Source organism: Duganella flavida, from assembly GCF_009857445.1.
In the GTDB taxonomy this organism is placed as follows: Bacteria; Pseudomonadota; Gammaproteobacteria; order Burkholderiales; family Burkholderiaceae_D; genus Rugamonas; species Rugamonas flavida.
Window position 1 is genome coordinate 92,287 of the sequence record NZ_WWCN01000009.1, and the last position, 12,923, is coordinate 105,209.

A 12,923-nucleotide genomic window follows, 5' to 3' on the forward strand; every position below is an offset into this window, starting at 1 on the left:
TTACTCCGTAGTGCGTGCGTCGTCGGCGACGGATTCGTTCAGGCGCCAGGCGATAAAGGTTTTCACGACCAGCGTCACCAGGGCCAGCAGCGCCAGCAGGGACGCCACGGCAAAGGCGGCGGCAAAGTTGTACTCGTTGTAGAGAATCTCGACCTGCAGCGGCATGGTGTTGGTTTCGCCGCGGATGTGACCGGACACCACCGACACCGCGCCGAACTCGCCCATCGCTCGGGCGTTACACAGGATCACGCCGTACAACAGGCCCCACTTGATATTCGGCAGCGTCACGCGGCGGAAGGTATCCCAGCCGGACGCGCCCAGCACGATGGCGGCCTCTTCTTCTTCGCTGCCTTGCGCCTGCATCAGCGGAATCAGCTCGCGCGCCACAAACGGGAAGGTGACGAAGATGGTGGCCAGCACAATGCCCGGCACCGCGAACAGAATCTTGATGTCGTGATCCATCAGCCACGGACCGAACCAGCCCTGGGCGCCGAACAGCAGCACGTAGATCAGGCCCGAGATGACTGGCGATACCGAGAACGGTAAATCGATCAGGGTCAGCAAAATGCTTTTGCCGCGGAATTCAAATTTGGCGATGCACCACGAGGCAGCCACGCCGAATACCAGGTTCAGCGGCACGGCAATCACGGCGGTCAGCAAGGTCAGCTTGATGGCCGAGATGGCGTCGTCTTCCACGATGGCGGCAAGGTAGGCGTCCCAGCCTTTTTTCAAGCCTTCGTAAAATACCGAAACCAGCGGCACAAACAGGAACAGCGTCAGGAAGGCCAGCGCGACCACGATCAGCGTAATGCGCACCCAGCGCGGTTCCAGGATTTGCGGTGCGGAAGGCAATTCGCCGCGACGCACGTTGGTGACAGGAGCTCCGCTCATATTATTTCCCCGACTTTCCGCGAGCCCAGGCTTGCAACAGGTTGATGGTCAGCAGCAGGATGAAGGACACCACCAGCATCACCACGGCGATCGAGGTAGCGCCGGCGTAGTCGTACTGCTCCAGCTTGGTGATGATGAACAGCGGCGTAATTTCCGACACCATCGGCATATTGCCGGCGATGAAAATCACCGAGCCGTATTCACCGGTAGCGCGCGCGAAGGCCAGCGCAAAGCCGGTCATCAGCGATGGCAGGATGGTTGGAAACACCACGCGCGCGAAGGTCTGCCAGGCGTTGGCGCCGAGGCTGGCGGCGGCTTCCTCCAGCTCGCGCTCAGCGTCTTCCAGCACCGGCTGCACGGTACGCACCACGAACGGCAGGCCGATGAAGGTCAGCGCAATCACCACGCCTAGCGGGGTGAACGCGACCTTGATGCCGAGGCTGCCTTCGATGAAGCGGCCCAGCCAGCCATTGGCCGAATACAGTGCGGTCAGGGTAATGCCGGCCACAGCAGTCGGCAGTGCGAACGGCAAGTCGACCAGTGCGTCAACGATGCGTTTGCCCGGGAATTCATAGCGCACCAGCACCCACGCCACGATGCCGCCGAAGACGACATTAATAAAGGCGCCAATCAGCGAGGCGCCAAACGTCAACTTGTAGGATGCAATCACGCGCGCCGAGGTGACGGTGTTCCAGAACTGCTCCCAGCTTACGGTAGCGGTCTTGAGGAAAACGGCCGACAGCGGGATCAGGACGATCAGCGTCAGGTAGAAAATCGTGAACCCCAGCGACAGCCGGAAACCCGGCATTACGCGGAATGGTGCGCTCCGTTTGGCCACCGGTGGGGTGGCGCCGGACGCGGCAAGAACAGCAGACATGTACGCTCCCTTATTACAAATCCTTCTATAAGGGCTGCATATTCTCACCAATGCATCATATTACAAACGAAGCATTTCTCATTTGATTAGATGATTCAGCTATATACGAGCTTCACGGCTACAGCGACCAGGGTGACGGCAAGGATGCCGCGCAGCAAGCGCTCAGGCACGGCGCGGGCGGCGTAAGCGCCGAGGGTGATGCCGGGCACGGAGCCAACCAGCAAGGTCAGCAGCAGGGTCCAGTTGATCGAGCCCAGCCACCAGTGGCCTACGGCGGCAATCGCGGTCAGCGGCACGGCATAAGCGATGTCGGTGCCAGCCACTTCGGCGGCGGTCAGGCGCGGGTAGAGCATGACCAGCACGGTGGCGCCAATCGCGCCGGCGCCAATCGAGGAAATGGTTACCAGCACGCCCAGTACGGCGCCGGTGAAGATGGTGGCGTTATGCAACGCCCTGCCCTGCAATTGGCGCTCCGGGTGGGCGGTGATCCAGGCCAGCATTTTGCGCTTGAACAGCAAGGCTATCACGGTCAGGAATACGGAGCCAGCGATGGTGTAGCGGATGATCTGGCCCATCTCTTTGCTGAGCGTGCCGAAGTATTTAAGGCCGATACTGGCCAGCAGCGCAGCCGGCAGCGCGCCGAGGCAAAGACGGCGCACGATGTCCCAGTGGACGGTACCGCGTAATCGATGGGTGAAGGTGCCGACGCCCTTGGTCAGGGAGGCAAATGCGAGGTCAGTGCCGACGGCAACGGCCGGCGTGACGCCGAAGAGCAGGGTCAGCAGCGGCGTCATCAACGAGCCACCGCCTACGCCGGTCATACCAACCAGCAGACCAACTGCAAATCCTGATGCAACAAACTGCAAATCCATAGAATTTCCCCAAAGTAGGCCCGAAGGTTACCTACAGAGGGGAAAATCCCAAACAACGGAAAACTTATAAGCTTATTTGTTCGGTTGTGGCGTCACGCGCAGGTACGGACGTGGCGAGCTGAAGCCTTTTGGATACTTTTGCTTGATCACTTCCGGATCTTGCACCGTCAGCGGGATGATGACGTCGTCGCCATCTTTCCAGTTGCCTGGCGTCGCCACGGTGTAGCCGTCGGTCAGTTGCAGCGCATCGATCACGCGCAGCACTTCGTCGAAGTTACGGCCGGTGCTCATCGGATAGGTGATGCTCAGGCGAACCTTCTTGTTCGGGTCGATCACGAACAGGGTGCGCACGGTGGCGGTAGCCGACGCTTCCGGGTGGATCATGTCGTACAGGGTAGCGACCGTGCGGTCCGCATCAGCGATGATCGGGAAGCCGACCACGGTGTTCTGGGTTTCTTCGATGTCCTTGATCCAGGCGGTGTGCGATTCAGCTGGATCGACCGACAGTGCGATCGCTTTCACATTGCGCTTGTCGAATTCAGGTTTCAGCTTGGCAGTCAAGCCCAGCTCGGTGGTGCACACTGGCGTAAAGTCAGCCGGGTGCGAGAACAGCACCACCCACGAGCTGCCTGCCCACTCATGGAACTTCAGTTTGCCAATGGAAGAATCTTGTTCGAAATCAGGCGCGATATCGCCGAGGCGTATGGTCATGTTTGGTCTCCAGGGGAAAAAATGGTCACGCGGACAATACACTATTGTGCGCCTGCTCTGCTAAAAAGTACAAGGTTTCCAGCCCTTCGGGCCAGTCGCCGAGACCGGACTCTGCGTTGATATGGCCGAGCGGACCGCCGTTGATGAAGCGGCTGTCCCAGCGCTTGGCCCACAGCTCGGCGCGCGGCGCCGCCATCCACGGATCGTTGGTACTGCCGACCATGATGGAAGGCACAGGCAAGGCTTGCTGCGGCAGCAGTGCCGCGACGTTGAATTTATCGGGATCGGCCGGCGCCACCAACAGCACGCCGAGCACCCCATCCCGATCACGCGCTACGCTGTGCACCGTGGCCAGCGCGCCGAAACTGTGCGCCACGATCAGCGTGGGACGGCTGTCTTGCTGGCGCAGCTGGTCAACACGGGCCGACCAGCGCGGCAGATCCGGTACTTCCCAATCCGCCTGCTGCACCCGCTCGAAGGCGGGGAACAGGCGTTGCCAGCGGCTTTGCCAGTGGTCCGGTCCGCTGTTGTGCAGGCCGGGCGCGATCAATACGCGATACTGTTCAAAGCCGCTGTTCATTATTTACCGGTAGGCTGGTAGATCTGGTCAAACAGGCCGCCGTCGGCGAAGTGGGTCTTCTGCGCCTTGGTCCAGTCGCCAGCCACATCGGCCAAGGTGAACAGCTTCACTTTCGGGAACTGGGCAGCGTATTTTTTCGACGCTTTCTCGGTGCCTGGACGGTAGTAGTTCTGGGCGATGATGTCTTGCGCTTCGTCGGTGTACAGGAAGTTCAGGTAGGCTTCCGACACTTTGCGGGTGCCGCGCTTGTCGACCACTTTGTCGACCACGGCCACTGGCGGTTCAGCCAGGATGGAGACCGATGGCGCCACGATGTCGAACTTGGTCGGGCCCAGTTCCTTGATCGCCAGCAGGGCTTCGTTTTCCCAAGCGATCAGCACGTCGCCGATGCCGCGTTCCACGAAGGTGGTGGTGGCGCCGCGCGCGCCGGAGTCCAGCACTGGCACGTTCTTGTACAGCTTGCTCAGGAATTCCTTGGCCGACGCTTCGTTGCCGCCTGGTTGACGCAGCGCGTAGCCATACGCTGCCAGGTGGTTCCAGCGGGCGCCGCCCGAGGTTTTTGGATTCGGGGTGATCACAGCCACGCCCGGTTTGACCAGGTCGTTCCAGTCCTTGATGCCTTTAGGATTGCCCTTGCGGACCAGGAACACGATAGTCGAGGTGTATGGGGTGCTGTTATGCGGCAGTTTTTTCTGCCAGTCCGAGGCCAGCAGCTTGTGCTCAGCGATGGCGTCGATATCGTAAGCCAGTGCCAGCGACACCACGTCCGCTTCCAGGCCGTCAATCACGGCGCGGCCTTGCTTGCCCGAACCGCCGTGCGATTGCTTGATCTTGACGGTATCGCCGGTCTTGGCTTTCCACTCCTTGGCGAACGCAGTGTTGACGTCCTGGTACAGCTCGCGGGTCGGGTCGTAGGATACGTTCAGCAGCGAGATGTCAGCAGCCATTGCTGGGGCAACAGCGGAGATAGCAAGAACAGCAGCGGCGATGATTTTCTTGGACAGCATTGGATTCCCCTAGTAGTGAAGGTCTCCAGATTAATGCCGTCCCTTATAAATTAGAACGAAGCATTTAGCAGTTCGTTATACCAAAACCTTATAAGAAACGGTTGTACAGCACCACCGCCCAGGTGGCTATAGCCAGCAAACAGGTCAGCATCACGGCGGCGCTGCCGAAATCCTTGGCATTCTTGGACAAAGGGTGGCGTTCCAGCGACACCCGGTCCACCACTGCTTCAATAGAGGAATTAATCAGTTCTACGATCAGGATCAGCAAAAGCACCCCGATCAGCACCAGTTTTTCAAATGCCGACACCCGCAGCAACAGCGCAATGATGGCACCCACCACGAACACGCTGACCTCTTGTCTAAAGGCGTGCTCGCCTTTCCATGCGGCCCGGAAGCCATCGATGGAGTAGAACATTGCCGTGATAATGCGCTTGAGGCCGCTCTTGCTTTTGAATTCGCTGACGGGATCCATGATGTGGCAAAAGTTAAGAATGTCGCATTATGCAGCATTTTCGTTTTTTTCCACATTATGGTATAAAGTTTGGTATCGAATACTGCATCGCACCAACCACATCATGAAAATCGAAAACGTTCCCGAGCAAAAGACCACCATCCAGGTGATCGAGCGCATGGTGGCGCTGCTCGATGCGCTGGCCAAATATCCCGACCCCGTCAGCCTCAAGGAATTATCCAAGGTCTCGGGGCTACACCCGTCCACCGCCCACCGGATTTTGAACGATATGGTGGTCACCCGTTTTGTTGACCGGGTCGAACCGGGCACTTACCGACTTGGCATGCGCCTGCTGGAACTGGGTAATGTGGTCAAGAGCCGCCTGTCGGTGCGCGAGGCAGCGCTGGACTTCATGCGTGCACTGCACAAAAAAACCCAGCAGACTATCAACCTGTCGGTGCGTCAGGGCGACGAGATCGTCTACATCGACCGCGCCTTCTCGGAACGCTCAGGCATGCAGGTGGTGCGCGCCATCGGCGGCCGCGGCCCGCTGCACCTGACCTCGACCGGCAAGCTGTTCCTGTCGGTGGACGAGCCGAAAGCCATCCGCGCCTACGCCACCCGCACCGGATTGGCGGGCCACAACAAGAATTCGATCACGGATCTGGGCAAGCTGGAGCGTGAACTCAGCCTGGTGAAATCACGCGGCTATTCGCGCGACAATGAGGAACTGGAATTGGGCGTGCGCTGCATGGCCGCCGGCATCTACGACGATAGCGGCAAGCTGATTGCCGGGCTGTCGATCTCGGCGCCGGCCGACCGCTTGCAGGAAGACTGGCTGGAAGACCTGGTGCTGACTGCGCGCCAGATCTCCGTCACCCTCGGTTACATCCCGCTCGAATAAGTAGCCCCGCCAAGACTGACAGGCTTCAGCGCTTCCAGCCACTTGCGCATGCGGCCGGCGTCGGCCGTACGCGATTGCTTGCCCTTGGAATCGAGGAATACCATGATGACCGAGCGGCCTTCAATCACCGCCTGCATCATCAGGCAGCGCCCTGCTTCATTGATAAAGCCGGTTTTCTGCAAACCGATCGCCCAATCCGGGCTGGCAACCAGGTGGTTGGTGGTGCCAAACGCCATTGGACGGCCATTGCTGGTTTCCACTACCGCTTTCGGATCGGTCGAGTACTGGCGCAGCACTGGCTGCTGGTAAGCCGCCATCGCCAGCTTGGCAAGATCGCGCGCACTGGCCACATTCATTTTCGACAGGCCGTTGGAATCGACGTAATGGGTGTCGGTCATGCCCAGTTCGCGCGCCTTGGCGTTCATGGCCTCGACGAAAGCAGGACGGCCGCCCGGATAATTGCGGCCCAGCGCCGAAGCTGCGCGGTTTTCCGAACTCATCAGCGCGATGTGCAGCATATTGGCGCGCGTCATCTGGGTGCCGACTTTCAGGCGCGAGCTGCTGAATTTTTCGCGGTCCACATCCTCGTCGGTGACGCTCAGGACTTCATCCATGTCCTGCTTAGCCTCCACCACGATCAGGCCGGTCATCATCTTGGTGATCGAAGCGATCGGCAAGGCGATGTTGGAATTCTTTTCAAACAGCACTTCCGAGTTGGCCTGGTCCAGCACCAGCGCCACGTTGGACTTCAAGTCCAGCGGATCGTGCGTGCTGCTCAGACCGGCCAAGTCGCCCATCGTCGGCGCAGCCGGCGCGGCGGCCAGCACGCGCTGATACACCACCTTGCGCTTGCCGTTGACCTTGATCACGCGTTTGACCACGCGTTCGCCCATGTCGGCCGCAGCCACGCGCACCGCTTGGCGTTTCTTTGTTACATGATGTTTTTTGGGCGCAGCGCCGCCGGCCTCTGTTGCCGGTGCGGCGATGGCAGCAGATGCAAACATCAGCGAGATGAGCGCGCTAATAGCGAGTTTAACCATTCGACTTCCCCAAAAAATTCTTTCAATACTCGTTGCAGTGTAGCAAAACACTGAGCGAGCGCAAGCAAATTTAACCTTATCTTCGCCAATGGTTGTGCCAGCGCAATATAGGAAAAAACAAGCTAGTCTTATTCGACAAATTTAACAAATTCTTCGACCGCCATGCGTTCGGTGATCAAAGAATTTTCGATTTTGCTCATATCCGCCACACCAAGCGCCATGCCACACACCACAGTCTCGCTTTCTGGCAACTTAAGCTGCTCAGCAATGATGCGGTGGTACTGGGTGAAGGCTGCTTGCGGGCAAGTGTCCAGCCCGCGCGCACGCGCCGCCACCATGATGTTTTGCAGGAACATGCCGTAGTCCAGCCACGAGCCCTGCTCCATAACGCGGTCGATGGTAAAGATTAGACCTACCGGCGCGCCGAAAAATTCATAGTTGCGGCCATGCTGGGCCGCCATACCGGCCTTGTTGTCGCGCGTCAGCCCCAGCAACGCGTACAAATCCCAGCCGACCTTGCGGCGGCGGTCGATGTAGGGCGAGATCCACTCGCGTGGATAGTAGGCATATTCTTCCGTGTGCTGCGCCGCCTCGGCCGGATCGTTATGGGCGGCCAAAATAGCGGCTGACAGCTGCTGCTTGCGCTCGCCCTGCACCACGTAGACTTTCCACGGCTGGGTATTGGTGCCGGACGGTGCGCGCGCGGCCACCTGCAGGATGGCGGCGATGTCCTCATACGCCAACGGCGTCTGCAGGAAAGCACGGATCGAGCGGCGCGAGGTGATCGCGGCATCGACGGCTTGCTGGGCTGGATTGGAAATCATGCAGTCTCGCTATTTAGGTTTCTTCACGACGAAAATGACGCCCATCACCGCCAGCGCCATGCCAGCCATGCCGAGGGCGTTAAACGCTTCGCCAAACATCAACCAGGCCATGATAGCGGTGGTCGGCGGCGTGAGATACATCAAACTGGTGACCTGGGTGGCGTCATTTCGGCGGATCAGCGCAAACAGCAGGAAAATCGCGCCAATCGACAAGCCCAGCACCGACCACAGCAACGCACCAATAAAGCGCGGAGTCCACTGCACCGCAGCAAAATCCGGACCTAATCCTTCAAAGAATATTGCCAACGGTAATATAAGCACTGCGGAAGCGGCAAACTGAATCACCGTGCCCACGCGCAAGTCAAACTGCGGACAATGATGTTTTTGATACAAGGTTCCGGTCGTGATGCTCACCAATGCAAGCAGGCACAGCGATATAGCGGCTGGCGACAGGCCAACTAGCTGGATCTTGGCCGCCACCACCAGCCCTACCCCGGCGATGCCAAACAGCAAGCCCAGCCACTGGCGCGGACGGACTTTCTCGCCGATCAATGGCGCGGCAAACGCGGTCAGGATGGGCTGCATGCCGACGATCAGGGCCGACAAGCCGGCCGGCATGCCCTGCTTGATGGCGCACCAGACACCGATCAGGTAGCCAGCCTGCACCAACAGCCCCGCTACGGCGATATGGCCGATCTTGCCGTGCGGCCAGGGCGCCTTCAGCAGCAGCACTGTCGGCACCAGGAACAACAGCACGCCAAGGAAGCGCAGCAGCAGGAAGGTCAGCGGCGGTGCGTAAGGCAGTCCGAACTTGGCCACGATGAAGCCGCTGCTCCATAACAGCACAAAAAACAGCGGCAACGGCGACAAAAAACTGGCGTGCCGGGTGCTGGACGCGGCCTGGGTGGTCTCTGGCATCAGACTAACTTGTGATCTAAAAGGCAATCGGCGCCGGGTTGCGGCGCCGAATCGGGATGGTCCCCAGTCTACCACGGCCATGCATTTCCCATCGGGAAGCCGCCATTTGCCTCATTCTTAAGAGGTAGTTCTTTCGATAAACATTTCCACCAGATGAAGATTGCGTTCTTTGATGCAATGCACAAAAAATCGCTTGACTTAATTTCTGAAGACCGTAAAATCGGGTTTGTTGCGTTGCACAATTCGTGATTCGGTCTGAAACGTAGTTTTGCCTGTTTCTCGCCGACGGTAGAAACACCAGCAGTATTCATCCACAACTATTTTTCCTGGAGAACTAAATGTTTTCGATTCCTGAGCAATTCTCGAATGCGACCAAAGCTAACTTTGAAGCCCAATTCGCTATTTTCTCGGCCCTGACCAATAAAGCATTCGAAGGCGTGGAGAAATTCGTCGACCTGAACCTGACCGCTGCCAAAGCATCGCTGGAAGAATCGTCGGCTGCCACCAAGCAATTGCTGGCTGCTAAAGATCCACAAGAATTCTTCTCGCTGGCAACTGCCCAGGCTCAACCAAGCGCTGAAAAAACCATCGCTTATGGCCGCCACCTGGCAACCATCGCTTCGAGCACTGGCGCTGAATTCAGCAAAGCCGCTGAAACCCAAATCGCTGAAACCAACCGCAAAGTTATTTCGCTGGTTGAAGAAGTCAGCAAAAACGCTCCAGCCGGTTCGGAAAATGCAGTAGCCCTGTTTAAATCGGCTATCGGCAATGCCAACGCTGGTTACGAGCAATTCACCAAAACGGCTAAACAGGCTGTTGAATCGCTGGAAACCAACCTGAATGCCGCAGTTGGCCAATTCACCGCTGCTGCCGCAAAAGCTGCCCCAGCCAAGAAGTAATTCAAGGAAGCCGGCGCGGTAGGGTGCCGGTATCCCGTTTTAGGTCTCCTCGGCATCCGTGGTTTCCGCAACAAACGGGTGTCCTTAAAAGCCTCGGTTAATCCCGGGGCTTTTTTTTCGACCATTGCATGCCAGAAAACAGTGTGTACATGCTAATTTTTAGCATGATGAAGGCAATAAAAAAGCCGCGCAAGGCGGCTTTTTCATAGGAGAGGCGGGATTACTCGCCCAGGTAGGCAGCTTTGACGCGAGGATCGTCCAGCATATCCTTGGCATTGCCTGTCATGGTGATGTTACCGGAGTCCATGACGTAACCGCGGTGGGCTGCTTGCAGCGCAAGTTTCGCATTCTGTTCCACCAGCAGAATGGTAATGCCCTCTTTCGAGACGTTGCGGATTACCTCGAAAATCTTTTCCACCATAATCGGCGATAAACCCATCGATGGCTCATCCAATAACAGCAGTTTTGGATGCGACATTAACGCGCGCGCCATTGCCAGCATTTGCTGCTCACCACCGGATAAAGTACCGGCCAATTGCTGCGCACGTTCTTTTAAACGTGGGAATACATCAAACCATTTGGCAATATCAGATTCAATACCGGCTTTATCATTGCGAGTATATGCACCCATCATCAGATTCTCGTGTATCGTCATGCGGGTAAATACACCACGGCCTTCCGGAACCATCGCCAGTTTCTTTTCAACTAAATGGAAAGATTTGGTGCCTTTTAAAGCTTCCCCCTGGTAACTAATTGTGCCTTCGACTTTGCACGGAGGCAGAGTGCCGGTAATGGCTTTTAAAGTGGTGGTTTTACCGGCGCCATTGGCGCCAATCAGGGCGATTAATTCGCCTTTATTTACTTCGAGATCGATACCCTTGACGGCTTTAATGCCGCCATATGCAACTTTCAGTCCCGATACTTTAAGAACGTTGTCGCTCATTAGTGCGATCCTCCGAGGTAGGCGTCAATCACCGCCTGATTACTTTGTATTTCTGCCGGCAGGCCTTCTGCGATGGGTTTGCCGTATTCCAGCACCATCAGGCGGTCGCACAAGCTCATCATCATCTTGACATCGTGCTCAATTAACAACACCGTCTTGCCCTGCTCTTTGATCTTGATCAAGAGTTCGCGCAGTGCCAATTTCTCGGTGGCGTTCATGCCAGCGGCAGGCTCGTCCAGCGCCAGCAGCTGCGGATCGGTCGCCAGCGCGCGGGCGATTTCCAGGCGGCGCTGGTCGCCGTAGGACAGGAATTTGGCGGTGCGCTTGGCAAACTGGCCGATGCCGACGAAATCCAGCAACTCCTGCGCGCGGCGGTGAATATCCGCTTCCTCTTCACGCGCAGCCTTGTGGCGGAAAATCGCGCCAAACACGCCCTGTTTGGATCGCACGTGGCGGCCCACCATGACGTTTTCCAGCGCCGTCATCTCGCCGAACAGGCGAATGTTCTGGAAAGTACGGGCGATGCCCGCCTTGGCCACCTCATGCGGCGCGGATGGCGAATACGGCTTGCCAGCCAGCTCGAAAGTGCCGGTGTCTGGCTGGTAGAGGCCGGTAATCACATTGAAGAACGTCGTCTTACCGGCGCCATTTGGGCCGATCAGGCCATAAATCTGGCCTTGCATGATCTTGATGCCAACATCGGTCAGCGCCTGCAAACCGCCAAAGCGCTTGTTGACGCCGGCGATGTGGAGAATTACTTGCTCAGTCATTTCGCTCTCTTCCTCACGCCGCCATCACGCCGGACGATTGATTCTTGGTGTCGGAGTCGCCATCCGGGCGATCTTCGTGCTTGGGCGCAGGCCACAGGCCGGCCGGTCGATTCAGCATGATCAGCACCATGGCCAGGCCGTACAGCAGCTGGCGCAGCACTTCTGCCTCGATCAGCACGTGGCCGAACAGTTTTTCTTGCAGCGGCTCCACCACGTGGCGCAGCACTTCCGGCAAGGCTGCCAGCAGCGCGCCGCCCATGATCACGCCAGGAATGTGGCCGATACCGCCCAGCACCACCATCGCCAGCACGGCAATCGATTCGGTCAGAGAGAACGATTCCGGCGACACAAAGCCCTGGAACGAACCGAACATGGCGCCAGCGACGCCGCCGAACGAGGCGCCCATCGAGAACGCCAGCAGTTTGACGTTACGGGTGTTGATGCCCATTGCCTTGGCGGCAATCTCATCTTCGCGAATCGCCACCCAGGCGCGGCCCAGGCGCGAATGCTGCAGGCGCGAGGTGATAAACACCACCGCCACGCACAAGAGCAGGAACAGGAAGTAATAGGCATTCACCGACGGCATACCGTAGCCGCCGATAAACACGGTAGCGCGCGAACCAGCCTCGCCGGCCAGGTTGACGCCGAACACCTTGATCGGGTCGATCAGGTTAATGCCCTGCGGACCATTGGTGAAGTTGATCGGCTCGTTCAGGTTATTCATGAAGATACGGATGATCTCGCCGAAGCCCAAGGTCACGATAGCCAGGTAGTCACCACGCAGTTTCAGCGTCGGCGCGCCCAGCAGTGCACCGAAGAAGGCTGCCAGCGCCGCCGCCAGCGGCACAATCAGCCACACCGACAGGTGGATGCCGTTTTGCTGAATCTCAGGACCGAGGATGGCCACCAGCGTATCACCAAGCGCCGGATACTGGCTGATCACCGATTCCAGCAAGGTGGCAAATTGCGGCGAGGACAGCAGGCCGGCAAGGTAAGCGCCCACTGCATAGAACGCGATGTAGCCGAGGTCCAGCAGGCCAGCAAAACCGACCACGATGTTCAGGCCCAGCGCCAGCATGATGTACAGCAGCGCCATATCGGCAATGCGCACCCACGAGTTACCATAGTTCTGCGCAAAGAACGGGAAAGCCACCAGCAAGACGACCAGCACGGCCATGCTCGCATAAGCTTTGCGCGGATTGCGGCTGGTATCGAAATTCATAATGCCCATGTTCC

Annotated in this window: 15 protein-coding genes; 2 read left to right on the forward strand and 13 right to left on the reverse strand. The window is 58.1% G+C overall.

Translation table 11 applies throughout. The features are described from left to right. The 7 genes from cysW to GTP46_RS15480 all read right to left on the reverse strand — a co-directional run bounded on the left by cysW (nucleotide 1) and on the right by GTP46_RS15480 (nucleotide 5,410). Nucleotides 1–891, reverse strand: coding sequence for a sulfate ABC transporter permease subunit CysW (gene cysW, locus GTP46_RS15450; RefSeq protein WP_161007533.1), 891 nt, complete (start codon nucleotides 889–891; stop codon nucleotides 1–3). 1 nt (nucleotide 892) lies between these two features. Further along, nucleotides 893–1,768, reverse strand: a complete 876-nt coding sequence (gene cysT, locus GTP46_RS15455; RefSeq protein ID WP_161007534.1) for a sulfate ABC transporter permease subunit CysT — start codon at nucleotides 1,766–1,768, stop codon at nucleotides 893–895. Between the two features lie 95 nt (nucleotides 1,769–1,863). After that, entirely contained in the window at nucleotides 1,864–2,640 is a 777-nt protein-coding gene (locus GTP46_RS15460; protein ID WP_161007535.1) for a sulfite exporter TauE/SafE family protein, read from the reverse strand. Nucleotides 2,641–2,712: 72 nt separating this feature from the next. Beyond that, nucleotides 2,713–3,351, reverse strand: a complete 639-nt coding sequence (locus tag GTP46_RS15465; RefSeq protein WP_161007536.1) for a peroxiredoxin — start codon at nucleotides 3,349–3,351, stop codon at nucleotides 2,713–2,715. 25 nt (nucleotides 3,352–3,376) lie between these two features. Next, nucleotides 3,377–3,931, reverse strand: coding sequence for an RBBP9/YdeN family alpha/beta hydrolase (locus GTP46_RS15470; RefSeq protein WP_161007537.1), 555 nt, complete (start codon nucleotides 3,929–3,931; stop codon nucleotides 3,377–3,379). Further along, nucleotides 3,931–4,938 carry a sulfate ABC transporter substrate-binding protein gene (locus GTP46_RS15475; protein WP_161007538.1) on the reverse strand — a complete coding sequence of 336 codons (1,008 nt, stop codon included), beginning with the start codon at nucleotides 4,936–4,938 and terminating at the stop codon, nucleotides 3,931–3,933. Before GTP46_RS15475 ends, GTP46_RS15470 begins: the two co-directional genes overlap by 1 nt. An 88-nt stretch (nucleotides 4,939–5,026) precedes the next feature. Continuing rightward, nucleotides 5,027–5,410: a diacylglycerol kinase gene (locus GTP46_RS15480; RefSeq protein ID WP_161007539.1), complete on the reverse strand. Its 384-nt coding sequence runs from the start codon at nucleotides 5,408–5,410 to the stop codon at nucleotides 5,027–5,029. Between the two features lie 103 nt (nucleotides 5,411–5,513). Between GTP46_RS15480 and GTP46_RS15485 the strand changes: the two genes are divergently transcribed. Continuing rightward, the gene (locus GTP46_RS15485; protein WP_161007540.1) at nucleotides 5,514–6,293 is read left to right on the forward strand and encodes an IclR family transcriptional regulator; all 780 of its coding nucleotides are present in this window, start codon (nucleotides 5,514–5,516) and stop codon (nucleotides 6,291–6,293) included. Here the strand turns inward: GTP46_RS15485 and pbpG are convergent. From pbpG to GTP46_RS15500, 3 genes are all read right to left on the reverse strand, one after another. Next, nucleotides 6,275–7,333 carry a D-alanyl-D-alanine endopeptidase gene (gene pbpG / locus GTP46_RS15490; protein ID WP_161007541.1) on the reverse strand — a complete coding sequence of 353 codons (1,059 nt, stop codon included), beginning with the start codon at nucleotides 7,331–7,333 and terminating at the stop codon, nucleotides 6,275–6,277. The two genes, GTP46_RS15485 and pbpG, sit on opposite strands and share 19 nt — an antisense overlap. Before the next feature lie 128 nt (nucleotides 7,334–7,461). Continuing rightward, on the reverse strand, nucleotides 7,462–8,157 hold the full coding sequence (locus tag GTP46_RS15495; protein ID WP_161007542.1) for a nitroreductase: 696 nt from the start codon (nucleotides 8,155–8,157) through the stop codon (nucleotides 7,462–7,464). A gap of 9 nt (nucleotides 8,158–8,166) precedes the next feature. After that, on the reverse strand, nucleotides 8,167–9,075 hold the full coding sequence (locus GTP46_RS15500) for a DMT family transporter (RefSeq protein WP_161007543.1): 909 nt from the start codon (nucleotides 9,073–9,075) through the stop codon (nucleotides 8,167–8,169). Between the two features lie 338 nt (nucleotides 9,076–9,413). Here GTP46_RS15500 and phaP point away from each other — a divergent pair, with 338 nt between their 5' ends. Beyond that, entirely contained in the window at nucleotides 9,414–9,974 is a 561-nt protein-coding gene (gene phaP / locus GTP46_RS15505; protein ID WP_161007544.1) for a TIGR01841 family phasin, read from the forward strand. A 220-nt stretch (nucleotides 9,975–10,194) separates the two neighbouring features. Here the strand turns inward: phaP and GTP46_RS15510 are convergent, their stop codons facing one another. The 3 genes from GTP46_RS15510 to GTP46_RS15520 are packed head-to-tail and all read right to left on the reverse strand — an operon-like array spanning nucleotide 10,195 to nucleotide 12,918. Beyond that, on the reverse strand, nucleotides 10,195–10,917 hold the full coding sequence (locus GTP46_RS15510) for an ABC transporter ATP-binding protein (protein WP_161007545.1): 723 nt from the start codon (nucleotides 10,915–10,917) through the stop codon (nucleotides 10,195–10,197). Continuing rightward, the gene (locus tag GTP46_RS15515; protein ID WP_161007546.1) at nucleotides 10,917–11,687 is read right to left on the reverse strand and encodes an ABC transporter ATP-binding protein; all 771 of its coding nucleotides are present in this window, start codon (nucleotides 11,685–11,687) and stop codon (nucleotides 10,917–10,919) included. The genes GTP46_RS15510 and GTP46_RS15515 overlap by 1 nt, the downstream gene beginning before the upstream one ends. A 13-nt stretch (nucleotides 11,688–11,700) precedes the next feature. Further along, on the reverse strand, nucleotides 11,701–12,918 hold the full coding sequence (locus GTP46_RS15520; protein ID WP_161007547.1) for an ABC transporter permease subunit: 1,218 nt from the start codon (nucleotides 12,916–12,918) through the stop codon (nucleotides 11,701–11,703). Nucleotides 12,919–12,923: the final 5 nt, after the last annotated feature.

Coding starts and splice junctions, on each gene's coding strand:
- GTP46_RS15515 (WP_161007546.1), bottom strand. CDS start 11,687: ATGACTGAGCAAGTAATTCTCCACATCGCCGGCGTCAACAAGCGCTTT.
- cysT (WP_161007534.1), bottom strand. CDS start 1,768: ATGTCTGCTGTTCTTGCCGCGTCCGGCGCCACCCCACCGGTGGCCAAA.
- GTP46_RS15475 (WP_161007538.1), bottom strand. CDS start 4,938: ATGCTGTCCAAGAAAATCATCGCCGCTGCTGTTCTTGCTATCTCCGCT.
- GTP46_RS15470 (WP_161007537.1), bottom strand. CDS start 3,931: ATGAACAGCGGCTTTGAACAGTATCGCGTATTGATCGCGCCCGGCCTG.
- phaP (WP_161007544.1), top strand. CDS start 9,414: ATGTTTTCGATTCCTGAGCAATTCTCGAATGCGACCAAAGCTAACTTT.
- GTP46_RS15460 (WP_161007535.1), bottom strand. CDS start 2,640: ATGGATTTGCAGTTTGTTGCATCAGGATTTGCAGTTGGTCTGCTGGTT.
- cysW (WP_161007533.1), bottom strand. CDS start 891: ATGAGCGGAGCTCCTGTCACCAACGTGCGTCGCGGCGAATTGCCTTCC.
- GTP46_RS15500 (WP_161007543.1), bottom strand. CDS start 9,075: ATGCCAGAGACCACCCAGGCCGCGTCCAGCACCCGGCACGCCAGTTTT.
- GTP46_RS15520 (WP_161007547.1), bottom strand. CDS start 12,918: ATGGGCATTATGAATTTCGATACCAGCCGCAATCCGCGCAAAGCTTAT.
- GTP46_RS15480 (WP_161007539.1), bottom strand. CDS start 5,410: ATGGATCCCGTCAGCGAATTCAAAAGCAAGAGCGGCCTCAAGCGCATT.
- GTP46_RS15485 (WP_161007540.1), top strand. CDS start 5,514: ATGAAAATCGAAAACGTTCCCGAGCAAAAGACCACCATCCAGGTGATC.
- GTP46_RS15510 (WP_161007545.1), bottom strand. CDS start 10,917: ATGAGCGACAACGTTCTTAAAGTATCGGGACTGAAAGTTGCATATGGC.
- GTP46_RS15465 (WP_161007536.1), bottom strand. CDS start 3,351: ATGACCATACGCCTCGGCGATATCGCGCCTGATTTCGAACAAGATTCT.
- GTP46_RS15495 (WP_161007542.1), bottom strand. CDS start 8,157: ATGATTTCCAATCCAGCCCAGCAAGCCGTCGATGCCGCGATCACCTCG.
- pbpG (WP_161007541.1), bottom strand. CDS start 7,333: ATGGTTAAACTCGCTATTAGCGCGCTCATCTCGCTGATGTTTGCATCT.